Genomic DNA, 21,913 nt, shown 5'->3' on the forward strand with positions numbered 1-21,913 from the left:
CTCTCCCCGGCGGGCGGGGCCCCGCCCCCCCCCGGGGCGCGGCGCCGCCGCCGTCGTCGTACGGGTGAATCCGTGGACAACTCCGGGGCTGTCGGTGCGGGCCCCTATCGTGGAGGCAGTGGTCGAGGGACGGCTCACGGGGACACGGTGACGGGCGGTAGTGGCGGGATGGCAGTGACGGAGAGCGAGGCGCTGGCCGCGCTGCACCGGGTGTTCGGGTACGACGCCTTCCGCGGCGAGCAGGAAGCGGTCGTCGAGCACGTGATCGCGGGCGGCGACGCCGTCGTGCTCATGCCGACCGGCGGCGGCAAGTCGCTCTGCTACCAGATCCCGGCCCTGGTCAGGCCGGGCACGGGAGTCGTCGTCTCCCCGCTCATCGCGCTGATGCAGGACCAGGTGGACGCGCTGCGGGCGCTGGGCGTGCGGGCCGGGTTCATGAACTCCACGCAGGACTTCGACGAGCGGCGCGTGGTCGAGGCGGAGTTCCTCGCCGGCGAGCTGGACCTGCTGTACCTCGCACCGGAGCGGCTGCGGCTGGACAGCGCCCAGGACCTGCTCTCACGCGGCAAGATCTCCGTCTTCGCGATCGACGAGGCGCACTGCGTGTCCCAGTGGGGGCACGACTTCCGGCCGGACTACCTCACCCTCTCGGTGCTGGGCGAGCGGTGGCCGGACGTGCCCCGCATCGCGCTCACGGCGACCGCCACGCACGCCACGCACCGGGAGATCACCGAGCGGCTCGGCATGCCGGACGCCCGGCACTTCGTGGCGAGCTTCGACCGGCCCAACATCCAGTACCGGATCGTGCCCAAGGCGGACCCCAGGAAGCAGCTGCTGGGCTTCCTGCGCGAGGAGCACGCCGGGGACGCGGGCATCGTCTACTGCCTGTCGCGCAACTCGGTGGAGAAGACCGCCGAGTTCCTCAGCCGCAACGGCATCGAGGCGGTCCCGTACCACGCGGGCCTCGACGCGGGGACGCGCGCCGCGCACCAGGCGCGGTTCCTGCGGGAGGAGGGCCTGGTCGTGGTGGCGACCATCGCCTTCGGCATGGGCATCGACAAGCCGGACGTCCGCTTCGTCGCCCACCTCGACCTGCCCAAGTCGGTCGAGGGCTACTACCAGGAGACGGGTCGCGCGGGGCGCGACGGGCTGCCGTCCACGGCCTGGATGGCGTACGGGCTCAACGACGTCATACAGCAGCGCAAGCTGATCCAGTCCGGCGAGGGCGACGAGGCGTTCCGGCGGCGGGCGAACCAGCACCTGGACGCGATGCTCGGCCTGTGCGAGACCGTCCGGTGCCGGCGCGGCCGGCTCCTCGCCTACTTCGGCCAGGACCCCGACCCGGCGGGCTGCGGCAACTGCGACACCTGCCTCACCCCGCCGGAGACCTGGGACGGGACCGTCGCGGCGCAGAAGGTGCTGTCCACGGTGGTGCGGCTGCAGCGGGAGCGCGGGCAGAAGTTCGGCGCGGTGCAGATCGTCGACATCCTGCTGGGGCGGCGCACCGCCAAGGTCATCCAGTTCGACCACGACCAGCTCTCCGTGTTCGGCATCGGTGAGGAGCTGACCGAGGCGGAATGGCGGGGCGTGGTACGCCAGTTGCTCGCCCAGGGACTGCTCGCGGTCGAGGGCGAGTACGGCACGCTGGTGCTGACCGAGGCCAGCGGGGCGGTGCTGCGGCGGGAGCGGGAGGTGCCGCTGCGCAAGGAGCCGAAGAAGCCGGTGACCGCCCGGTCGGGTTCGGGGCGGGGGGAGCGCAAGGCCAAGGCCGCCGCGGCCGAGCTGCCCGAGGAGCTCCAGCCCGCGTTCGAGGCGCTGCGCGCCTGGCGCGCGGAGCAGGCCCGGGAGCAGGGGGTCCCGGCGTACGTCATCTTCCACGACGCCACGCTGCGGGAGATCGCCACGGTGTGGCCCACGTCGGTGGCCGAGCTCGGCGGGATCAGCGGGGTGGGGGAGAAGAAGCGGGCGACGTACGGGGAGGGTGTGGTGGCGGTGCTGGCCGGGTTGACGGCGCCGGGGGACGGCGGTGCCGGGGCCGGGGCCGAGGACCCCGGCGGTCCGGACGACTGGCCCGAGGAGGAGCCGGAGCCCGACTGGACGTAGGCGGCCGCGCGCCGGGGCCGGGCGGGGGTCGTCGCGCGGCCCGGCGTCCGCGGGGCGCCTCCCCCCTCCCGGCTCCGCTCGAGCGGGGGGACCCCCACCGCCTTTGCGGCGCGACTGCCCGCGGGCGGCGGTCCGACCGCCCGCGGCTGCCTACGGCAGGGCCGTCAGGCCCGGGGCGAAGGTGATCAACAGGGGGACCAGCGGTACCAGGGCCGCCGCGGCCGTGGTCAGGGCGCGGTGGCGGCGGTCGAGACGGGGCGGGGGCTCCAGGAGGCGGTCGACGCGTTCGCCGAGGAGGCGGTGGCTGGAGGCGCAGGACAGCACGCCGCGGTGCTGGTTGAGCTCGATCAGCGCCAGCGCCGTGGTCAGGTGGCCGCAGCGACGGGAGGCCGTGTCGTCGGCGGACAGCTCCACCAGGCGGTGGGTCTGGTCGCAGAAGTGCGCGAACAGCGGGATGCGGGGGAAACCGGTGGCCAGCGCGGTGGACAGGTGCAGCAGCCAGTCGTGGCGGGCGCGGGCGTGACCGCGCTCGTGGGTGAGGACGGCGTCGAGCTGGTGGTCGGTGAGCCGCTGCAGGGCGCCGGTGGTGACGACCAGCTGGGGCGGGCTGCCCGGCATCCACCAGGCGTCGGGGTACTCGTCCTCCAGCACCAGCAGCGGACCGCGGGCCGCGGGCAGACCGGCGGGCAGGTCGGGGGCGCGTTCCCGCAGATGGGCCCGGGCCCGGGCGCGCCGGCGACGGGCCTCGACCAGTTCGCGCCCGAGCATGGCGGTCGTCCAGGCCGCCCCGCAGGCGAGCAGCACGGTGAGGACGATCGTCCAGGGCGAGGCGGCGGACAGGTCGTAGGCCGCGGTGACCGCGGGCGGGGCCGGGGCGAAGAGCTGGGCGCGTACGGTGCCGAAGACGGCCGCGGCGCCCAGGGCGAGAGCCGTGACGCAGCACAGCAGGACGGTGGCGACCAGGCACTGCCACACCCACAGGGCGACCACCGGTTCCCGTTCCGGCCACTTCGCCCGGGTCAGTGCCCGGGGGGCGGGCACGGCGGCCGTCACGGCGACGACGCTCAGCAGGAGCAGGCAGACGGTCATGCCACGGGCTCCGGATCCTGTCGGAAGAGGGCGGCTTCGGGTCGTGCTGGGGGCGTGCGGGCGGTGCGGGGGCGCGCGGCGTGAACGCACACACCGCCCGGCACCAAGTATGACGGTGATGGGCGGTGCGGGTCGGGGTTCGCCGAAGATCGGTGAGGACCGGACGGGTCAGACCGCGGGGACCACCCGGCCCGTGACCTCGCCGAGGCCCACGCGGACGCCGCCCGGTCCCGGCGCCCAGGCCGACAGCGTCACCACGTCGCCGTCCTCCAGGAACGTCCGCTTGCCGTCGGGGAGTTCGAGGGCGTCGCGGCCGTTCCAGGTCAGCTCGAGCAGCGACCCGCGTTCCCGTTCGGCGGGTCCGCTCACCGTGCCGGAGCCGTACAGGTCGCCGGTGCGCAGCCAGGCGCCGTTGACGGTCATGTGGGCGAGCTGCTGGGCGGCCGTCCAGTACATGGTGGAGAAGGGGGGTTCGGAGACGACGTGACCGTTGACCGCGACGGTGATCCGCAGGTCGTAGCCGCCGGGTTCCTCGGCCGCGTCGTCCAGGTAGGGCAGCAGTCCGTGGGTGCGCTCCGGCGGCGCGACACGGGCCTCGTCCAGGGCGTCCAGCGGGGTGATCCAGGCCGACACCGAGGTGGCGAAGGACTTGCCGAGGAACGGGCCGAGGGGCACGTACTCCCAGGCCTGGACGTCGCGGGCGGACCAGTCGTTGAGGAGGCAGAGGCCGAAGACGTGGTCGCGGAAGCCACCGAGCGGCACCGGCCGGCCCGGCTCGGACGGCACGCCGACCACGAAGCCGACCTCGGCCTCGATGTCCAGCCGGACGGACGGCCCGAAGACCGGGGCGGGGTCCGTGGGCGCCTTGCGCTGGCCGGAGGGGCGCACCACGTCGGTGCCGGACACCACGACCGTGCCGGAGCGGCCGTGGTAACCGATCGGCAGGTGTTTCCAGTTGGGGGTCAGGGAGTCGGCGGCGTCGGGACGGAAGATCCTGCCGACGTTCCGGGCGTGGTTCTCGGAGGCGTAGAAGTCGACGTAGTCCGCGACCTCGAAGGGGAGGTGCAGGGTCACCTCGGACAGCGGGTGGAACAGGGGCTCGACGGTCTCCCGGTGCGCCGGGACGGTCACCCACGCCGTGAGCGCGCGCCGCACGTCCGACCAGGCCGTGCGGCCCGCCGCCAGCAGCGGGTTGAGGGTCGGGCGGGCGAGCAGGGAGGCGTAGGGGGACCCCAGGGCGCGCGCCGCCGCACCGGCGTCGAGGACGTGGTCGCCGAGCCGGACGCCCACGGTCCGCTCCGCCGAGCCGGGGGACGAGAAGACGCCGTACGGCAGGTTGTGCGGGCCGAAGGGATCGCCCTCGGGGACATCGAAGGGGGGCATCGGGTGCTGCCTCGCTTTCGGGTGCGCAGGTGCTCCACGTGTCCGTGGCCGTGCCACACGTTACGGGTGGCACGGCGGTCTTGGGCAGAGCCGACGTGGCGGCGCACCTCCCGCGCCCCTCCCGCGCCCCTTCCGCGTCCCCCCCCCGCGTACCGGAAGTTATCCACAGGAGGGGAGGCAATCTTGACGGAGCGGTGCGAACGGGGCGACTCTGGGCGGGTGCCGGAAGGCCTCGGGGAGGGGGCGTTCCGACGGCACCCTGGGGGGCGGATGACCATGGGGGAGGCCGGCCCGCGCCCGGCGCGCTCGGGACCGTGGCCGAAACGGCTGGAAGAGACCGTGCGCGGCCGGCTCGGCCGGGAATGCGTGTACGTGCCGTCGTGCAGATTCGGGCTGTTCGTGGCGCTGCGCCACTGGTGCCCGCCGGGCGGCCGGGTGCTGATGTCGCCGGTCAACGACGACGTCGTCTTCTTCGTGGTGCTGGCGGCGGGACTGCGGCCGGTGCAGGCGCCGTTGAACCCGTTCGACGGGACCGTCGACGTCGACGCCGTGCCCGAGGGGACATGGGGCTCACTGTCCGCCGTCCTGACCACGAACCTGTACGGCAACCCGGACCCGGCGCCGCGGCTGCGGGCGCGTTGCGACGCGCTGGGCATCCCGCTGCTGGAGGACGGGGCGCACGCGATCGGCAGCGAGACCGGCGGGCGGCCGGTCGGGACCTGGGGCGAGGCCTCCGTCCTCAGCCTCTCCAAGCACGTCGGCGCCCGGGCGGGCGGCATCCTCTCGCTCGCCGACCCGGGCCTGGCCGAGGCGGTCCGGGCCGCCTGCGCCGAACTGCTCACCCCGCCCCGTGCGGCGTCCGAACTCGCCTATGCCCTGAGGCCGTACGCGGAGGCCGCCGTACGCGGGCCGGGGCTGCGACGGGTCGCCCGGGCCACGCTGGGACTGCTGGGTCCGACCGAACGCGACGGGATCAGGATGCCGCTGCGTCCCGAGGCGCTGGTCCGGGCCGCCGGCGCGGCCCCGGACCTGGCCGCGTACGACCCCTGGGTCCGCGTCGACATGCACTCCTACCGCCTGGAGTCCGGCCCGCTGCGGCTGCGGCGGATCCGGCGCCGGCTCGGACGGCTGGACGAGGTGCTCCGGGCCTGCCGGGACGGCACCGAGCTGCTGCTGTCGACCCGGTGGGCCCGGCCCGGGGACGGAAGCGGGGTGCAGCCGCTGTTCCGGGTGCCGCTGCTGGTGGCGGACCGGGACGCGGCGATCACGGCACTGGCCCGGCGCGGGATCGTCGTCGGCTACCTCTACGACCCGCCCCTCGACGACTACGCGGGGGAGGAGTTCACCGACCCGTCGCCCGCGCCCGGGGCGGCCCGCTGGTTCGCGCGGCACGCGCTGCCGGTGGACCCGCTGCGGGCGAGGGAGGTCGTCGACGTGCTGGAGCGGTCCGGTGCGCGGCCGGCCGAACCGCCGGAGGAGCCGGCGCGACCGCGGACACCGGCCGGCGGGGCCGGGGCCGGCCCGTGACCGACACCCGGGTGCACGGGGCCGCCGCGGCGCGCGCCGAAGGCGGGCCCCGGTCCGACGGGGCCGCGCCCGGCTCCGACTCCCTGTTCAAGAACGCCTACTTCCTGATGCTCAGCACGGGCGTGTCCGCCGTCCTCGGGCTGGGATTCTGGCTCGTGGCCGCCCGCTGCTACTCCGAGGACGCGGTCGGCCAGGGCTCCGCCGCGATCGCCGCGATGCGGCTGCTCGCCAGTGTCACCGCGACCACGATGATCGGCGCCGTGGTCCGCTTCGTGCCGCGGGCCGGCCGCGGGACCGGACGCCTGGTGGCAGGCGTGTACCTGGTGAGTTCGGTGGTCGTCGCGCTGGCCGCGGGCGTCTTCCTGCTCACGCTCGACCGGTGGGGCCCCTCCTACGCGCCCCTCGGCACACCGGTGGCCGGGGCGCTGTTCGTCGCCGCGTGCGTGGCGTGGGCGCTGCTCACCCTCCAGGACGGCGTGCTCACGGGGCTGCGCAAGGCCGAGTGGGTGCCGGCCGGGAACGCGGTGTTCTCCGTCGGCAAGCTGGTCCTGCTGGCCGTCCTCGCGAGCGCGCTGCCCGTGCTGGGCATCTTCGTGTCCTGGGCCGTGGCCATCGCGTTCTCCACCCTGCCGCTCGGCTGGCTGATCTTCCGTCGGCTCATCCCGCGTCAGGCCGCCGCCGACCGCGACGTGGAACCGCCCGGCCTGCGGCCCATGGGCCGCTTCCTGGTGGGCGACTCGCTCGGCGCGCTGTTCAGCCTCGCCATGATCAACCTGCTGCCGGTGATGGTCGCGGTCCGCTTCGGCGCGGCGGAGAACGGCTACTTCTACGTGGCGTACACCGTCGGCGGCACCATGGAGTTCATGGCCGTCAACATGGCCTCGTCGCTCACCGCCCACGCCTCGCACGACCCGCGCCGGCTCGCCGACGGGGTGCGGGGGGCGCTGCGCCGGATGGTGCTGCTGCTGGTGCCGGTGGTCGCGGTGCTGGTCGTCTTCGCGCCCCGGATCCTCACCCCGTTCGACGCGGACTACGCCGAGCACGGCTCGACCGTGCTGCGGCTGCTGGCGCTCGGGGCGCTGCCCCGGGTGGTCGTGGAGCTGTACATCGGGGTGCTGCGGGTGCAGGGGCGCACCGGTGTGCTCGCCGCGCTCCAGGGCGCGATGTGCACGCTGGTGCTGGGCAGCGCGGCCGTGCTGTTCACCCCGGCGGGGATCGCGGGGGCCGGATGGGCGGTGCTGATCGGCATGACGCCGGTCGCGGCCGTCTCGGTGTTCGGGCTGCGTGCGGCGCTGCGCGGAAGGGCCGGCGGGCCGGTGGAGCGGGCCACCGCCGTCCCCGAGTACGGCACGCGCTGGGCCAGGCTCAACGCCACCGCCGGATACGGCACGCACGGGGCGCGCCGGGCGGCGTACGGACGCGAGGACGCGGAGGGCGACGAGGACACCGTCACGCTGTTCACCGGCCGTCCCGGCTACGAACGGGAAGCCCTCCGGGCGGATGCGGTGGCGTTCGTCGCCAGGTCGCCGGACCCGGGGGAGCCGGGGAAGCAGGGCCGGGAGGAGGACCCGGCGGGCGTGGGGCCGGTCCGGACGGAGGAGCCCGGCGACGGCCCCGGCCGCCGGGTCGCGGGGACCCTCTGGACCCTGCTGGCCCTCGCGACCCTGGTCTTCTGGTGCTCGGTGCACGGACTCCGCCGGCCCGGCGGGGCCCGCGGGGGCGAGCCCACGGGACGTCAGCTGCTGGAAGGACTGCCGCCGCCCGCGCTGGCCGCCGGGGTCCTGCTGCTGCTCGTCTTCGTCGCCTCGGTCACGTGGTGCCGGCGGCCGGTTCCCCTGCTCCCCGGCGTCGCGCTGGGTTCCGCCCTGGCCGCCCTGTACGCCGCGCCCGTCGCCCTCGGATGGCGGCCCGACCCGGTGGCCGGGGCGCCGTACTCCGGCACGGCCCGCCTCCTCGCGGAGGCGGTGGGGCTGGACGGCCCCGGCCCCCTGCTGCAGTGGGCCCCCGTGGTGGCCCAGCCGCTGTGTCTCGTACCGCTGTGGCTGCTGCTCGCCCGCGCGGGCGGGCGGGCGGCCCGGCCGGTCCGCTGGGGCGTGCTGTATCTCGTCGGGGTGGCCGGCTGGACGTTCCGGCAGGCGCTCGCACCGGTCGCGCCGCCGCTGCTGGTCGCGCTCCTCGGGCTGCTGCTGCTCGGCCGGGCGGCGCCGGCGGCGTGGCGTGCGCTCCGCGGCGGACGGGACGGCCCGCCCGGCCGCTGAGCGGTCCGGGCCGGGCGCCTCGGGGCCGGGCCCGGGCCGGGCGCCGCTCAACGGGGCGGCACGGGCTGCCGGAAGTACCCGTCCCTCCCCGCCTCCCGGTAGCCCTCGAGCCCCGGTCCGTCGTTGACGGTCAGGTCGCACTCGGGTTTCCCGGAGGTCGGCCGGTTCCAGTGCACCAGGGCCTTCACCTCCGGGAGTTCCTTCACGGCGTCGGGGATGCGGGCGTACCAGTCGCGCTGGCGCCCCGGGTCGTCGGCGTCGGGCGCGGTGGCGAACTCCGCGAGCATCACCGGCTTGTCGTCGGTGACGTTCGCGCGCAGCCACGCGTAGCCGGGCCGCTGGCTGCGCAGGAAGTCCTTCCAGTCGGTGGTGCCGTGGCAGCCGTAGTAGTTGTACTGGTCCATCGCGATCCAGTCGACGTACTCGTCCCCGGGGTAGAGGGCCTTCATCTCCTTCCCGCTGCCGAGGTAGCCGGAGACGGTCCACACCCACACGACGTTGTCGGCCCCCAGCTCACGGAACCGGTCGTGGAGGTGGCGGTACGCCGCGACGAACTCCGCCGGGGTGCCGGCGCCCTCCTCGATGCGGGCGTCGGTCTCCTGGTCGAAGGAGAGGAAGACGCGTTTGCCGTAGGCCTTGAGGCGCCGGATCTGCGGGTCGACGACCTCCTCGTCGTACGTCCCGGAGGCGATGTTCCTCCAGCCGAGCTGGGTCTCCGTCCAGTTCTCGTGGTGCGGCTCGGTCCAGACGGTGGACTCCCAGGCCAGCATGAGCAGCCGGTCCCTGCCCAGCTCCTGCTCGTCGGGGGTGAGCAGCTGCCCGTCGAGCTCGGTGCCCGACATGTCGTGGTAGTTGTAGACGAGGTCGAGCCTGCGGCCGATCCGCTTCTCGAAACCGAGCACGGCGTCCTCGAGCGAGCCGTTCGCCGCGTACGGCACGTACGCTCCCCACCAGGCGCCGCAGGGCGGGACCAGCGTGCCGGTGGGGGCGCAGGGGCCGGTGGGCAGCGCACCGGAGGCCGCGTTGCCGGGCAGCCCCCGGCCGGAGGGGGCGTCGTCGCCGGGCCGGCCGGCCCAGAACCCGAGCCCGGTCAGCAGCGCGGCGACCGTCACCAGGACGGCCGCCGTGCAACCGCGCCTCGCGCGCCCCGCGTCCCCCGGCGCGCGCCACCCGGACCACCCGCGCGGCCCCGTCATGCGCCACCGCCGTGCGCGGACCCGCGCCCGACGCGTCCCACCGCGCCGCGCCGGGCGGCGGGCAGTGGCAGCCCCGGCAGGGCCGCGGCGACCGTGGTGAAGACGGCGAGCGGGACGAGGAAGGAGACCGTCGAGAAGCCCTCCACCAGGAACAGCGAGGTGGCGGTGAGCACACCGAGCGAGAGGCTGACCGGCGCGGCGAGCGCGACGGCCTCCAGCCGGGCGCCGGCGGCCGGCCGGCCCGGCCGCGGGTACAGCGCCGCCCCGCCCGGGCCGAACAGGGTGAAGAGCAGCACCGGGATCCAGCGCAACGGTGAGGGGCCGGGCACGGCGGTGGCGGCCAGCGCGAGCCAGCCCGAGGCGCCGATGAGGACCCTGAGGTGCGTCCCGGTGACCCGAAGGCCCCCGGGACCGGCGGAGTTCGGGGAGCCGGTGCTGTTCATGGGCTGACCTGACGGAACTGGCTGGACTTCAACGTCACTTCGATCACCTTGTGGTCGATCGTCGGGCGGCCGGACGGTACTCCAGGACGACGCCGTAGGGGTGGCTTTCGACGGTCCGGAAGAGCGGTGAGGCGGAGAGCTTCGTGCGCAGGGTCTCGAAGCCGCCGGCCGGCAGCAGGCCCTCGCCGGCGGTGTAGACGTCCTGGGTGCGGGTGAGGACGACGTACGCCCTGGTGCCCGGCGGGATCCCGTCGGCGAGGTGACGGGCCGGGTCCTCGAGCATCCTCTCGTTCTCCGGCAGTTCCCGCTCGGCGAAGAACCAGTGTTCCAGGCGGTCGTACCGGTGCAGCGCCTGCGGGAAGGAACCGCTGGTGGAGAGGATCAGCGAGCCGTCGGGGGCGTTGTCGAGGGTCCGGGTGACCAGTGCGGTCTCCTCGGGCGGTGTGTAGTACATCCTCTCCTTGCCGTAGTACGACGGCAGGAAGCCGGCCGTCAGCACCAGCAGGACGGCCGGCAGGGCGACGGCCGCGGCCCCGCGCCGCAGCGTCCTCGCCCGGCCGGGGCGGACGCCCGCGGCGGGCACGAGCGCGGCGGCGGCGAAGAACGCCGCACCCGGCAGGCCGAACAGGTAGACGCGGAAGAGCATCTCGCCGCCGTAGTCGTTGACGGCGAAGAGCGGCACCGGGGCGGCGGAGACCAGCAGCAGCGGCAGTGCGCTGCGGACCAGCCGGCGCCGCAGCACGAGGGCGAGCGCGGCGAGCGCGGCGACCGCGAGCACCATCAGCACGTTGGCGGTTCCGGCGAGTTCGGGGCCGGGCCCGGTGAGCCGCCCCGCGTATCCCGCGCGGGAGTTCCGCGTCAGCTCGCCGATCGACTCCTCGAGGGTGGACAGCGTCTCGACGAACAGCGGCCGGCCCATGGTGAGGTCCCAGGCGAGCATCAGCAGCACGGCGACGGCCAGCAGCCCGTGATTGCGGTAGCGGCGCGTGAGGGTGAGCGCGAACAGGCAGACGCAGAGCATCACCGGGGTGAGCTGGTGCGTGGCGTTGACGGCGGCGATCAGCGGGGCGAGGACCACCACGCAGACGGCGCGCTGCCGGGTCCCCGTGGGCGGTGGCACGCCGGCGGCGGCCGGGTCGAGGGTGGTGCGGTCCCGCAGCCGCCCGGCGGACCCGGGGCGCACGAAGTGCCGCAGCACCACCGCGATGACCGTCAGGTGCAGCAGGTACGCGAGTCCCTGGGGGGCGAAGTAGTCCTGGCCCACCCAGTTGGCGAGCTGGAAGATCCACACGGCGGTCCACACCAGCCGCCAGTCCTCGCAGAAGGTGCGGTAGAGCAGGACGAGCACCGGCATCGTCAGCAGGCCGAGGGCGACCGGCGCCCAGTTGGCGTACGCGGCGGCGCCCTCCACGCCGAAGGCGCGCACCAGGCCGGCGTTCAGCGTGAAGAAGCCAGGCCACTGGTCGTACGCGGACATGTTGCCCGACAGCGCCGCGCCGGGCCGCAGTTCACCGTTGGCGAGCAGGGTGTCGACGACGGCGTCGTGCTTGGAGGCCCACGGGTAGCGCACGGCGTCGTACAGCACCGCCGGCGGCGCCTTGAGCGCGCACAGCAGCGCGGCGCAGTGCGCGGCCGGCCACCAGGGCGCGGTGCCCGCGCGCCGCAGGCTGAGGACGAAGCCGGCGGTGAGGACCAGCAGCGACAGGTAGTAGGAAGCCGGAAGACGGTCCAGCAGCCCGTAGTCACCCATCTCCCGGAAGCCGATGCGGGGCAGTGCGTGGCACCACAGCCCGGTGGCGAGCGGCAGCGTCAGCAGCCCGGCGTCGGGCGGACCGCTCGGGAGGGGCCAGGATCCGCGGCCCCCGCCGGGGCCGCGTCCCGGCTCCTTCGGGCCGCTGGCCGGCCCGGGCGACTCACTGCTCCCGGTGGTCGGTACGGGCACACGCTGTTGCACGCCGGGACTCCCCTCCCCCGCGACGAGTATAGGAATTACCTCTGGTTTTCACACCAAAAACGGCGGACTCGCCTGTGAAGCGGCAGCTGCCCGATATCTCCCGCGCGGACCTCCCCGGCCCGCCCGCCCCCCTCAACCGGCGAAGGAGGGACGGCCGCGCAGGACGGTGCGGACCCGGCGGTACCACCGCCAGCCGACGGTCCTCGGCCCGTCCCGGTACGGGGCGATCCGCGCACCGTCGCCCGCCAGCCACGCCTCGACGTCGGCGACGGTGTGGCCGCGCCGGACGATCAGACGGGCGATGCGGTAGCGCTCGTCCCGCCCCGAACTGAGCGCGTGCCGCACGGCGGTCGCCGTCTCGTAGCCGGCGCGAGCGGCCATGGCGCGCACCCGGGGGCTGTTGTAGCCGTGCGGATAGGCGAGGTGGGGGACGGGGTGGCCGAGGGCGTCCTCCAGCACCGCCCGGGAGTCCACCAGTTCGGCGCGCAGCCGCCCGGAGCTCAGGGTGTCGAGCTGGGCGTGGGTGACCGTGTGGCTGCCGATCTCCATGCCGGACCGTTCCAGCTCCACCACCCGGTCCAGGGTCATCATCGGGGCGGGTGGCAGCAGGCTGCGGCCGCCCGGGGCGATGGCGCCGGTGGTCAGGTACGCGGTCGCGGGCAGCGAGCGCCCGGCGAGCGCCTCGGCGGTGGGACCGGGCAGGTCGGCGAAGCCGTCGTCGAAGGTGAGCAGCACCGGCCGGGGCGGCAGGGGGGCCCGTCCGGTGAGTTGGTCGGCGAGGGCGCTGATGGTGACGGGCGTGCGTCCGCTGTCCACGACGGCGTCGAGGTGGGCCGCGAACTCCTCGGGCGTGACGGTGAACTCGGCGATCCAGTCCGGCGGATCGTCCATCACGGCGTGGTAGAGGAGGACGGGTACGGCCTGGTTCATCCCGTCCCCCGTCCCGTGGCGCCCGCCAGCGCCCGCCTCGCCCGCAGGTACCCGAGCGGCCCGTACGCCATCCCCCTGCGCTGCAGCCGCGACAGACGGCGCGGCCAGGGGTGGGCGCGGGCTCCGTGTCCGCCCGGCGCGCCGCCGCCGTCCGTGTCGCGCGCCCCGGTCAGCGCGCGGGCGTGGGCGAGGCCGCGCGGCAGCCGGGCGAGGAACGCCGGCAGCAGCGCGGGCCGGTTGACCAGGATCGCGGTGAGGTAGGCGGTGAGGCCGGCGCCGTAGCCGTACGCCTGGGCCTCCAGGTCGGCCCAGGTCTCCCGGTGGTGGTGCCACACCAGCGCCCGCGGCGTGTAGTGCAGCCGGTACCCCTGGGCGAGGACGCGCACGAACCCGTACAGGTCGTCGCCGCCCCGGGCGGGCGTCCCGGTGCCGGTGGCCGGGTCGAAGCCGCCGACGGCACGCAGCACCTCCGTGCGGAAGGCCATGTTCGCGCCGGAGCCGAAGCGGCCCGCGGTGAAGGGGAACAGCGGCTCGTCGCGGGGCGGGTCGCCGGGATCGTACGTCGTCGGTGTGAAGCCCTTCGCGAAGCCGCCGTGGCTCTCCAGCAGGACCTGGGCCGGGGTGCGCAGCCGGGCGGGCAGGATCAGTCCGGTGACGCAGCCGAGCCGGGGGTCGGCGGCGAACGGCGCGGTCAGCTCGGTGAGCCAGTGGGGATCGGCGACCACGTCGTCGTCGGTGAAGGCGACCACCTCGCCCCGGGCCGCCGCCAGCCCCCTGTTGTGCGCGACGGCGAGCCCGGGCACCGGCTCGCACGCGTACCGCACCCGCTCGCCGTACGCGCGCTCCACCAGCTCGCGGGTCCCGCCGGTCACCGGCGCGTTGTCGACGACGACGACCTCGAACCGCGGATGCTCCTGCGCGAGCAGCGAGTCCAGCGTCCGGGCGAGCCGCCCGGCCCGCTCCCGGGTGGCCACGACGACCGAGGCGTACGGCGGCCCCCCGCCGTCCCCCGCGGCCTCCGCCACCGCGGCGTCCCCCGCCACCCCGGCGGCCGCCCGCGTCAGCACGGTCCGCGGGTCCGCGCCCTCCGGCACCCGCGCCAGCAGGGTCCCCACCGGGCGGCCCGCCCGTCTGACCAGTAGGAACACCTCGCCGTGGGTCACCGGGGGGCTGCCCGGGCCGGGTCTCGGCGCGGACTCGTCACCGTCCAGGTCCAGTTCGGCGACCTGTACCGCGCCGATGGCCAGGAACCGCCGTATCTCCTCCTGCGTACGCGCTCTGCGGAACACCCGTCCCCCTCCTCACGACCGGCGCAGCCGTGCCGCGCCCTTCAGGGTCCGCGCCGCCAGCGCCGCCAGGCGCGGACGGGCGCGGACGAAGCCGTGCGCGCGGCGCGCGGGCCCGCGGCCCAGCCGGTGCAGCGCGGCGCCCACCCCCGGACGGGTCGCCGCCCCCTCGTACACGGCGAGTTCACCGGTCTTCAGGGAGTCCTTGTACGCGGCCGGACCGCGTCCCAGGTCGAGCATCCCGATGCCCTCGGCCGCCGCCGCCTCGGCCATCCGCAGGTGCAGCACCAGGCCGGGCGAGTACGTCGCGAACTTTGGGTCGTACGCCGGGAACCAGCAGGCCAGGACGGACGCCGACCGCAGTCCGAAGTGCGCGGCGACGGGACGCTCCCCGGCGTACAGGACCGACAGCGCGCCGGTGCACTGGGCGGCCCGGGTCCCGGCCAGCCGGCCCACGAGCCGGACGATCCACTCCCGCGCGAACCGGTCGCGCCGTCCGGTCCTGCGGTACTGCGCCGACTTCCACTCCATGAGCGCGCGCAGCGCCGCCGGGTCGCGCTCGTCGAAGACGAACCGCACGGCCCCGGCCCGGCGGCCCAGCCTGCGCTCCTTGGCCAGCGTGGTCCTCAGGAACTTCGGCGACCGGGTGCGCAGCACCGACTCGTACGCCGCGTAGCCCTTCCCCACGTCGACGACGTAGGTGGCGTGCTCCTCGGCCGCGTACGGCACGAACAGCCCCTGGCCGGCCTCCAGGTTGTCGAAGACGAAGCTCGACACCGAGCAGGCCCGCAGCAGTTCGGCGGTCTCCGGGGCGACACCGGGAGCCAGGACCGCGCCCTGGCAGTCCGACACCCCGAGTCCGATCGCCCGCCCCTGCCCCAGCGCGCCCCGCTCGTACGGCAGGAAACCCACCGGCTGCGCACCCTCGTACAGCACGGCGACCCGGGCCCGCGGCCGCACCCGGGCCACGGCGACGCTGAACTCCGGTTCCATGAACGGGTTGCGCGGTGCGTCCGTCGCGGCACGCAGCTCCCGCCAGCGCTCCCGCTCCCCCTCGCCGAGCTCCCCGGGCCCCAGCACGCGCACGCGTCCACCGCTCACCCGACCCCCCGATCAAGTCCCCCCTGGGCCCTTGGAAGGTACCGCCCGGGACCGGGCGGACGGTAGATAGCGGACCATGTTCTTGCCAAACGGGGAAAGAGTCCTGAACCGGTCCTTACCTGGCGTCCGAAGAAGGGGAAACGCATCGAAAGCGAGCGGAAACGGGCATGGCGAATCGGACCGTCGGGTTGTCCGTATTCTCTGATCATGGCCGCACCCACCGCGTACTCACTCATCGCCACCGACCTGGACGGGACGCTGCTGCGCGGCGACGACACCTTCTCCGACCGGTCCCTCGCCGCGCTCGCGCGGGCGGAGCGGGCCGGCGCGCGGCACCTCGTGGTGACGGGGCGCCCGGCCCCCAGGGTGCGGCCGCTCCTGGACGACCTCGGCTGCACGGGGCTCGCGGTGTGCGGCCAGGGCGCGCAGGTGTACGACGCCGGCGCGGACCGGCTGCTGTGGTCGGTCACGCTGGACCGGGAGCTGGCGGAGGCCGCGCTCGGCAAGATCGAGGCCGAGGTGGGGGAGGTGTGCGCCGCGGTCGACCAGGACGGGGTCGACGGGCTGACGCTGATCGAGCCCGGCTATCTGATGCCGCACCCGACCCTGCCCGCGGTGCGCGTCGAGCGGCGCGACGAGCTGTGGGACCGGCCGATCAGCAAGGTGCTGCTGCGCCACCCGGACCTGTCCGACGACGCGCTGGCGGCGGCGGCCCGGTCGGTGGTCGGCTCCCTGGCCACGGTCACCATGTCGGGGCCGGGCACCGTGGAGCTCCAGCCGTGCGGGGTGACCAAGGCGACGGGGCTGGCGCTGGCCGCCGAGCACCTGGGGCTGGGCCCGGCGCGGACGATCGCCTTCGGCGACATGCCGAACGACGTCCCCATGTTCGACTGGGCGGCCCGCGGCGTCGCCATGGCCAACGCGCATCCCGAGCTGAAGGCGGTGGCGGACGAGGTCACCGCGTCGAACGAGGACGACGGCGTGGCCGTCGTCCTCGAGCGGCTGTTCGGCGGGGCGACGGCGCTCGCCCGTCAGCGGGTGGCTCAGTACGCGCCGAAGACGTTGTCGATGGAGCCGTAGCGGTCGGCGGCGTAGTTGCAGGCCGCCGTGATGTTCGCGACCGGGTCGAACGGGTCGAAGGCGGTGCCGGGCACGTGGTAGGCCGCGAAGGTCGGGTCGATGATCTGCAGCAGGCCCTTCGACGGGGTGCCGGCGGCGGCGTTGGAGTCCCAGTTGTTGATGGCGTACGGGTTGCCGGAGGACTCGCGCATGATGTTGCGGTGGATGCTGTCGTAGCTGCCCGGGATGCCGTTCTGCGCCATGACGTCCAGCGACTCGCGGATCCAGCCGTCGAGGTCGTCCGGGTACGCCGTCACGGAGCCGGCGGCGGTCGTCGTCGGCTCGGTGGTGGCCGCGGAGGCGCCGGTCGCCCCGAACAGCGGCAGGGCGACCACGGCGACGCCGGCGCCGGCGACGGCGAGGGAGCGGGCGAGGCGGCGGCGGTACTGACCGGAAGCAGGCATGTCTGGGTTCCTCTCCTACGCCTGCGAGGTGAGCTGTCGGGTTCGGGCGGGAGAGTGCCCGGCCGTGCCCCTGCGGGCATGGCTTCACCCCTAGCCGTCCCGGCGCGGTGTCCGGTCCGGCGGCTTACCTGGGTCCCCCGCTCCTGCCGTCGTGAGTGATCGTCGTCGGTTGATGCGGGCGGCGGCAGGATTAGGCGTCCACCCGGCAGGCCCGGAACGTATGCGAGAGGAGATGTCGGGAACAAGTCCGGGAATCACATAAGACGCCTTTTGATCTTGGAATGGGCGTTTTGCGGCACTTGATCCTTCATGGGTATCGAGGGCCAACTCGGCCGCCGGTCAAGGGGGATGGGGAATGGCGGCCCGTGGCGGGGGTACCGGATCGTGCGTGACCCACTTCACGGGGGGCCGGTCGCGAGTGCATTTCTCGCCAAGAGGAATGAAGCCGGTGTTTACGGCAAATCGGGCGTCGGGGCGGGCAGGATGGTCCGCGTGGCGAGACGGGGTCCGGGGAGCGGGGCGAGAGGCGGGTTGCCGCGTCCTGGAAAGTCGTGGAATGTCCGTTGTGGTCGATGCGTGAAAGCGATCCGGCGCCGGCCCCGCGCCGCCCTGCCCGTAACCCCGGGCGCTGGCGGTGATCGAAACGTGACCGGATACGCTGACTTGAGTGAGGGCAGCGACCTATCGACATTCCGTGTAATCGCCAGTGGACACCAGCAGACAGGAGACCCCTCGTGACCGTCGTCGGGCCGTTCGGGCTGAGCGTGCGGGACCAGGCTCTGGAGGCCGATGTCCAGGCCGGGATGACGGCTGTCGAGGAAGGGCTGATCGAGGCCACCAAGAGTGAGGTCCCCTTCATCACGGGGGCCGCCCAGCACCTGGTGCGGGCCGGCGGCAAGCGGTTCCGTCCCCTGCTCGTGATGCTCGCCGCCCAGTTCGGCGACCCCTACGCGCCCGGCGTCGTGCCCTCGGCCGTGGTCGTGGAACTCACCCATCTGGCCACGCTGTACCACGACGACGTGATGGACGAGGCCGAGGTGCGGCGCGGCGTCGACAGCGCCAACACCCGCTGGGGCAACTCCGTCGCGGTCCTCACCGGCGACTTCCTCTTCGCCCGGGCCTCGCACATCCTGGCCGACCTCGGCCCGGAGGCCGTGCGGGTGCAGGCCGAGGCGTTCGAGCGGCTGGTCACCGGGCAGATCCTGGAGACCGCGGGACCGCAGGACGGCCGCGACCCGGTCGACCACTACCTCGACGTGCTCGGCGGCAAGACCGGCTCCCTGGTCGCCGTCTCCTGCCGCTTCGGCGCGATGATGTCCGGTGCCGACGAGACGGTCGTGGACGTGCTCACCCAGTACGGCGAGCGGCTCGGCGTCGCCTTCCAGCTCGCCGACGACGTCCTGGACATCGCCTCCGACTCCCACGAGTCCGGCAAGACGCCCGGCACCGACCTGCGCGAGGGCATCGCCACCCTGCCCGTGCTGCGGCTGCGCGAGCGGGCGGCCCGGCTGGGCCTCGCCGAGGACATCGCCCTGTGCGAGCTGCTCGACTCCGACCTCACCGACGACGCCCGGCACGCCGAGGCGCTGCGGCTGCTGCGCGCCCACCCCGCGCTGGAGCAGGCCCGCCGGGACACCGTGCGCTACGCCGAGGAGGCGCGCGCGGCGCTGGCCCCGCTGCGGGAGTGCGAGGCCAAGAGGGCGCTCGTGCAGCTGTGCGACGCGGTGGTGCACCGCGCGGGCTGAGCCGGCCCGGACCCCCGCACGACCCCTACGGGGCGGGGGAGGGAACCGTCCCGCGTGTCATACCCCAGCAGTACGGGGAGTTGCGTCCGGAGGCTGACGAATCCGTCCGCCGGATTTGGTCGGATGGACCACGACGGACAACACCACTTCTCACCGGTTCGGGTGAGAATGGCGGCTCAGAGCGGAACTGGTGTGAGGACACGAGACGGAAGCCGCCGCCGACCACGGAGGTAGGGCACACATGGCACCGTACGAATCCGAGAAGACGACGACCGCGGGGGAGGCGGCCGGCGCGCCGGGAGCGGGACGGCGCAGGGCCGCGCGGTACCTCGTCCCGGTCACCGTGATGGGAGTGGCGGCCGCGACCATCGGCCTCGTCCCCGCGCTCGCCGACTCCGGCGACCCCGACCTGCCGGAGATCACCGCCGCGCAGCTCATCGAGAAGATCGCGCAGTCGGACGTCGAGCGGCTGTCCGGCACGGTGAAGATCACCACGGACCTCGGTCTGCCGAACCTCGGCGGACTGGAGAACGGCCTCGCCTCCGGCGCCCTGGGGCAGGGCGAGGAGGGCGGCTCCTCGGCCGACCCCTCCGCCAAGCTCACCGAACTGGCCTCCGGCACGCACACGCTGCGGATCGCGGTCGACGGCCCGGACCGGCAGAAGCTGTCGCTCCTGGAGAACGCCGCCGAGTACAGCCTGATCCACAACGGCGAGGACGTCTGGGGGTACGACAGCGCGTCCAACGAGGTCTACCACGGCACGGTCGACACCTCCGGCGAGGACCGGGGGCAGCGGCCCCCCGCCACCCCGGAGGACTTCGCCGAGGAAGCGCTGAAGGCGGTCGACGACACCACGTCCGTGACCGTCGACGGCACCGCCCAGGTGGCCGGACGGGACGCGTACAAGCTGGTCGTCGAGCCGAAGCGGGCCGGTTCCACGGTCGGCGCGATCAGCATCGCGGTCGACCACGAGACGGGCCTGCCGCTGAAGTTCACCCTCACCCCGGCGAGCGGCGGCGCGGCCGTCGTGGACGTCGGCTTCACCAAGGTGAGCTTCGACCGGCCCGACGCGTCGACCTTCGCGTTCGCCCCGCCCAAGGGCGCGAAGGTGACCGAGGAGGGCGCACCGGAGCGCTCCGGGAAGCCGGGGAAGCCGGAGCGGGGCCCGAAGTCCGAGGAGGACCTGGCCAAGGGCCTCGACGGGACGAGGACGATCGGCGAGGGCTGGAACACCATCGTCGCCTACGAGGACGGCACCGGCGCCGGCCTGCCCACCGGTGACACCGGCGGCGACCTCGACGGCTTCCTCGGCTCGCTCGGCGACCGGGTCGAGGGCGGGTTCGGCACCGGCACGGTGTTCAGCACCCGCCTGGTGAACGCCCTGATCACCGAGGACGGCAAGGCCTACGTGGGAGCCGTCACCAAGGACGCGCTCGTGAAGGCGGCCGACGCGGGGAAGTGAGGACCCGGAAACCTCACGACGCGACAGGGAACGAGGGAGCCGATGGGCGAGGCGTCCGCCACGGAGCGGGAACGGCGTGACGGGCAGGCCGCGGACGACGGTGCCGTCATCGTCACCCGCGCGCTCACCAAGCGCTACCGCGGCGGGCAGCTCGCCGTCGACGGCCTGCACCTGACCGTCCCGGCGGGCAGCGTCTTCGGCTTCCTCGGCCCCAACGGCTCCGGCAAGACCACCACCATCCGCATGCTGATGGGCCTGATCGAACCGACCTCCGGCACGGCGCACGTCCTGGGGCACCCCGTGCCGCGCTCCGCGCGCGCCGTGCTGCCCCACGTCGGCGCCCTCATCGAGGGCCCGGCCCTGTACGGCTTCCTCTCCGGCCGGGACAACCTGCTGCGCTACGACGCCGCCGACCCGACCGCCGATCCGCGCACCCGCCGCGCCCGCGTCGCCGCCGCACTGGACCGGGTGGGCCTCACGGCCGCCGCCGGCAAGAGGGCGAAGGCGTACTCCCTCGGCATGAAGCAGCGCCTCGGTCTGGCGGCCGCCCTGCTCCAGCCGCGCCGGCTGCTCGTCCTGGACGAGCCCACCAACGGCCTCGATCCGCAGGGCATGCGGGAGATCCGCACGCTGGTGCGCGAGCTGGCCTCGGACGGCACCACCGTCTTCCTCTCCTCCCACCTGCTCGACGAGATCGAGCAGGTGTGCACGCACGCCGCCGTGATGGCCCGGGGCCGACTGATCACCCAGGGCCCGGTCGCCGAGCTGGCCGCGGGCGCCCGCGGGCGGCTGGTGGTGACCACACCGGACCCGGCGGACGCGGCCCGGGTGCTCGAGGAACAGGGGGTCTCCGATGTCGTCGTGGCCGGGGAACGGGTGACCGGTGAGGCGCCCGAGCGGGACCTCGCCGAGGTCAACGCGGCGCTGGTGACGGCCGGGGTCCGGGTGCGCGGCTTCGGGGCGGAACGGGCCTCGCTGGAGGACGCCTTCGTGGCGCTGACCGGGGAGGGCTTCGATGTCGCGGGCTGAAGCGGTGCGGAAGGCGAGCCCGCTGTGGGCCCTGGGGCTGCTGCGCAGCGAGCTGCTCACCACCTTCCGGCGCTGGCGCACCCTCGCCCTGCTCGGGGTGCTGGCGGCCGTGCCGGTCCTGGTCGGCGTCGCCGTACGGATCGAGACCGGTGACGGTTCGTCGGCCGGCGGCGGGGGCGGGCCGGCGTTCATCTCGCAGATCACCAACAACGGACTGTTCCTGGTCTTCACCGCGCTCGCCGCCACCCTGCCGTTCTTCCTGCCCATGGCGGTCGGGGTGGTCGCGGGCGACGCCGTCGCCGGCGAGGCGAACGCCGGCACCCTGCGCTACCTCCTGGTCGCCCCCGCGGGCCGCGGCCGCCTGCTGCTCACCAAGTACGCGACGGTCATGGCCTTCTGCCTGGTCGCCACCCTGGTGGTCGCCGTCTCGGCCCTGGCCACCGGCGCGCTGCTGTTCCCGCTGGGCGACCTCACGACCATCTCCGGCACCCGGATCGGCTTCTCCGAGGGACTGGCCAGAGCCCTGCTGATCGCCCTGGTCGTCGCCGTGTCACTGATCGGGGTGGCGGCGCTCGGCCTGTTCGTCTCCACGCTGACCAACAGCGGCATCGCGGCGATGGCGACCACGGTCGGACTGCTGATCACGGTCCAGATCCTCGACCAGATCCCGCAGCTGCACGCCCTGCACCCCTACCTCTTCTCCCACTACTGGCTGTCCTTCGCCGACCTGATGCGCGAGCCGGTCTACTGGGACGACCTGACGAGGAACCTCGGCCTCCAGGCCCTCTACGCGGCCGTGTTCGGCTCGGCGGCGTGGGCGCGGTTCACGGCGAAGGACATCACCGCGTAGGGAAACGCGCCGGCACGGGCGGGCCGGGACGTGC

General features: G+C 74.4%; 17 protein-coding genes and 1 riboswitch. Of the genes, 8 read left to right on the forward strand and 9 right to left on the reverse strand.

All coding sequences use genetic code 11. The annotated features are described in order from the left end of the window. The first annotated feature begins 168 nt into the window (after positions 1–168). Entirely contained in the window at positions 169–2,103 is a 1,935-nt protein-coding gene (gene recQ / locus ABTY20_RS04540; RefSeq protein WP_351995527.1) for a DNA helicase RecQ, read from the forward strand. 150 nt (positions 2,104–2,253) lie between these two features. On the opposite strand, the gene ABTY20_RS04545 is transcribed toward recQ, so the two are convergent. Both ABTY20_RS04545 and fahA read right to left on the reverse strand, forming a co-directional pair. Next, positions 2,254–3,192: a M56 family metallopeptidase gene (locus ABTY20_RS04545; protein WP_351995528.1), complete on the reverse strand. Its 939-nt coding sequence runs from the start codon at positions 3,190–3,192 to the stop codon at positions 2,254–2,256. A gap of 168 nt (positions 3,193–3,360) precedes the next feature. Beyond that, a complete protein-coding gene (fahA, locus tag ABTY20_RS04550) occupies positions 3,361–4,575 on the reverse strand; it encodes a fumarylacetoacetase (RefSeq protein WP_351995529.1) in 1,215 nt (404 codons plus the stop codon). A 339-nt stretch (positions 4,576–4,914) separates the two neighbouring features. Between fahA and ABTY20_RS04555 the strand changes: the two genes are divergently transcribed. Together ABTY20_RS04555 and ABTY20_RS04560 are read left to right on the forward strand one after the other, a co-directional pair. Next, positions 4,915–6,102, forward strand: a complete 1,188-nt coding sequence (locus tag ABTY20_RS04555) for a DegT/DnrJ/EryC1/StrS family aminotransferase (RefSeq protein WP_351995643.1) — start codon at positions 4,915–4,917, stop codon at positions 6,100–6,102. Continuing rightward, positions 6,099–8,360 (forward strand): lipopolysaccharide biosynthesis protein, encoded by a 2,262-nt coding sequence (locus tag ABTY20_RS04560; protein WP_351995530.1) that lies wholly within the window; start codon positions 6,099–6,101, stop codon positions 8,358–8,360. The genes ABTY20_RS04555 and ABTY20_RS04560 overlap by 4 nt, the downstream gene beginning before the upstream one ends. A 47-nt stretch (positions 8,361–8,407) precedes the next feature. On the opposite strand, the gene ABTY20_RS04565 is transcribed toward ABTY20_RS04560, so the two are convergent. From ABTY20_RS04565 to ABTY20_RS04590, 6 genes are all read right to left on the reverse strand, one after another. Next, positions 8,408–9,472: a glycoside hydrolase family 26 protein gene (locus tag ABTY20_RS04565; RefSeq protein ID WP_351995531.1), complete on the reverse strand. Its 1,065-nt coding sequence runs from the start codon at positions 9,470–9,472 to the stop codon at positions 8,408–8,410. 80 nt (positions 9,473–9,552) lie between these two features. Then, a complete protein-coding gene (locus ABTY20_RS04570; protein WP_351995532.1) occupies positions 9,553–9,999 on the reverse strand; it encodes a hypothetical protein in 447 nt (148 codons plus the stop codon). A 43-nt stretch (positions 10,000–10,042) separates the two neighbouring features. After that, positions 10,043–11,953 carry a hypothetical protein gene (locus ABTY20_RS04575; protein WP_351995533.1) on the reverse strand — a complete coding sequence of 637 codons (1,911 nt, stop codon included), beginning with the start codon at positions 11,951–11,953 and terminating at the stop codon, positions 10,043–10,045. A 132-nt stretch (positions 11,954–12,085) separates the two neighbouring features. Then, the gene (locus ABTY20_RS04580) at positions 12,086–12,883 is read right to left on the reverse strand and encodes a polysaccharide deacetylase family protein (RefSeq protein WP_351995534.1); all 798 of its coding nucleotides are present in this window, start codon (positions 12,881–12,883) and stop codon (positions 12,086–12,088) included. Continuing rightward, positions 12,880–14,172, reverse strand: a complete 1,293-nt coding sequence (locus tag ABTY20_RS04585; RefSeq protein ID WP_351995535.1) for a glycosyltransferase family 2 protein — start codon at positions 14,170–14,172, stop codon at positions 12,880–12,882. Before ABTY20_RS04585 ends, ABTY20_RS04580 begins: the two co-directional genes overlap by 4 nt. Before the next feature lie 12 nt (positions 14,173–14,184). Continuing rightward, positions 14,185–15,270, reverse strand: coding sequence for a GNAT family N-acetyltransferase (locus ABTY20_RS04590; protein ID WP_351995536.1), 1,086 nt, complete (start codon positions 15,268–15,270; stop codon positions 14,185–14,187). A gap of 207 nt (positions 15,271–15,477) precedes the next feature. Here ABTY20_RS04590 and ABTY20_RS04595 point away from each other — a divergent pair, with 207 nt between their 5' ends. Next, on the forward strand, positions 15,478–16,350 hold the full coding sequence (locus ABTY20_RS04595; protein ID WP_351995537.1) for an HAD family hydrolase: 873 nt from the start codon (positions 15,478–15,480) through the stop codon (positions 16,348–16,350). On the opposite strand, the gene ABTY20_RS04600 is transcribed toward ABTY20_RS04595, so the two are convergent. Further along, the gene (locus ABTY20_RS04600) at positions 16,314–16,793 is read right to left on the reverse strand and encodes a transglycosylase SLT domain-containing protein (RefSeq protein ID WP_351995538.1); all 480 of its coding nucleotides are present in this window, start codon (positions 16,791–16,793) and stop codon (positions 16,314–16,316) included. The genes ABTY20_RS04595 and ABTY20_RS04600 overlap by 37 nt on opposite strands. Positions 16,794–16,796: 3 nt before the next feature. Beyond that, positions 16,797–16,968, reverse strand: a riboswitch (cyclic di-AMP (ydaO/yuaA leader). A 559-nt stretch (positions 16,969–17,527) separates the two neighbouring features. On the opposite strand from ABTY20_RS04600, the gene ABTY20_RS04605 reads away from it, so the two are divergent. The 4 genes from ABTY20_RS04605 to ABTY20_RS04620 all read left to right on the forward strand — a co-directional run bounded on the left by ABTY20_RS04605 (position 17,528) and on the right by ABTY20_RS04620 (position 21,879). After that, on the forward strand, positions 17,528–18,538 hold the full coding sequence (locus ABTY20_RS04605; RefSeq protein ID WP_351995539.1) for a polyprenyl synthetase family protein: 1,011 nt from the start codon (positions 17,528–17,530) through the stop codon (positions 18,536–18,538). Positions 18,539–18,779: 241 nt separating this feature from the next. Further along, entirely contained in the window at positions 18,780–20,000 is a 1,221-nt protein-coding gene (locus ABTY20_RS04610) for a LolA family protein (protein ID WP_351995540.1), read from the forward strand. 42 nt (positions 20,001–20,042) lie between these two features. After that, positions 20,043–21,029, forward strand: coding sequence for an ABC transporter ATP-binding protein (locus ABTY20_RS04615; protein ID WP_351995541.1), 987 nt, complete (start codon positions 20,043–20,045; stop codon positions 21,027–21,029). Next, complete coding sequence (locus tag ABTY20_RS04620; RefSeq protein ID WP_351995542.1) at positions 21,016–21,879, forward strand: ABC transporter permease; 864 nt, start codon at positions 21,016–21,018, stop codon at positions 21,877–21,879. Before ABTY20_RS04615 ends, ABTY20_RS04620 begins: the two co-directional genes overlap by 14 nt. Positions 21,880–21,913 lie beyond the last annotated feature (34 nt).

The organism is Streptomyces sp. NPDC126497 (genome assembly GCF_040302425.1).
In the GTDB taxonomy this organism is placed as follows: Bacteria; Actinomycetota; Actinomycetes; order Streptomycetales; family Streptomycetaceae; genus Streptomyces.

Bases quoted from the DNA above. Each gene is read 5' to 3' on its own strand.
- recQ (WP_351995527.1), top strand. From the start codon at position 169: ATGGCAGTGACGGAGAGCGAGGCGCTGGCCGCGCTGCACCGGGTGTTC.
- ABTY20_RS04545 (WP_351995528.1), bottom strand. From the start codon at position 3,192: ATGACCGTCTGCCTGCTCCTGCTGAGCGTCGTCGCCGTGACGGCCGCC.
- fahA (WP_351995529.1), bottom strand. From the start codon at position 4,575: ATGCCCCCCTTCGATGTCCCCGAGGGCGATCCCTTCGGCCCGCACAAC.
- ABTY20_RS04570 (WP_351995532.1), bottom strand. From the start codon at position 9,999: ATGAACAGCACCGGCTCCCCGAACTCCGCCGGTCCCGGGGGCCTTCGG.
- ABTY20_RS04580 (WP_351995534.1), bottom strand. From the start codon at position 12,883: ATGAACCAGGCCGTACCCGTCCTCCTCTACCACGCCGTGATGGACGAT.
- ABTY20_RS04595 (WP_351995537.1), top strand. From the start codon at position 15,478: ATGGCCGCACCCACCGCGTACTCACTCATCGCCACCGACCTGGACGGG.
- ABTY20_RS04600 (WP_351995538.1), bottom strand. From the start codon at position 16,793: ATGCCTGCTTCCGGTCAGTACCGCCGCCGCCTCGCCCGCTCCCTCGCC.
- ABTY20_RS04610 (WP_351995540.1), top strand. From the start codon at position 18,780: ATGGCACCGTACGAATCCGAGAAGACGACGACCGCGGGGGAGGCGGCC.
- ABTY20_RS04615 (WP_351995541.1), top strand. From the start codon at position 20,043: ATGGGCGAGGCGTCCGCCACGGAGCGGGAACGGCGTGACGGGCAGGCC.
- ABTY20_RS04620 (WP_351995542.1), top strand. From the start codon at position 21,016: ATGTCGCGGGCTGAAGCGGTGCGGAAGGCGAGCCCGCTGTGGGCCCTG.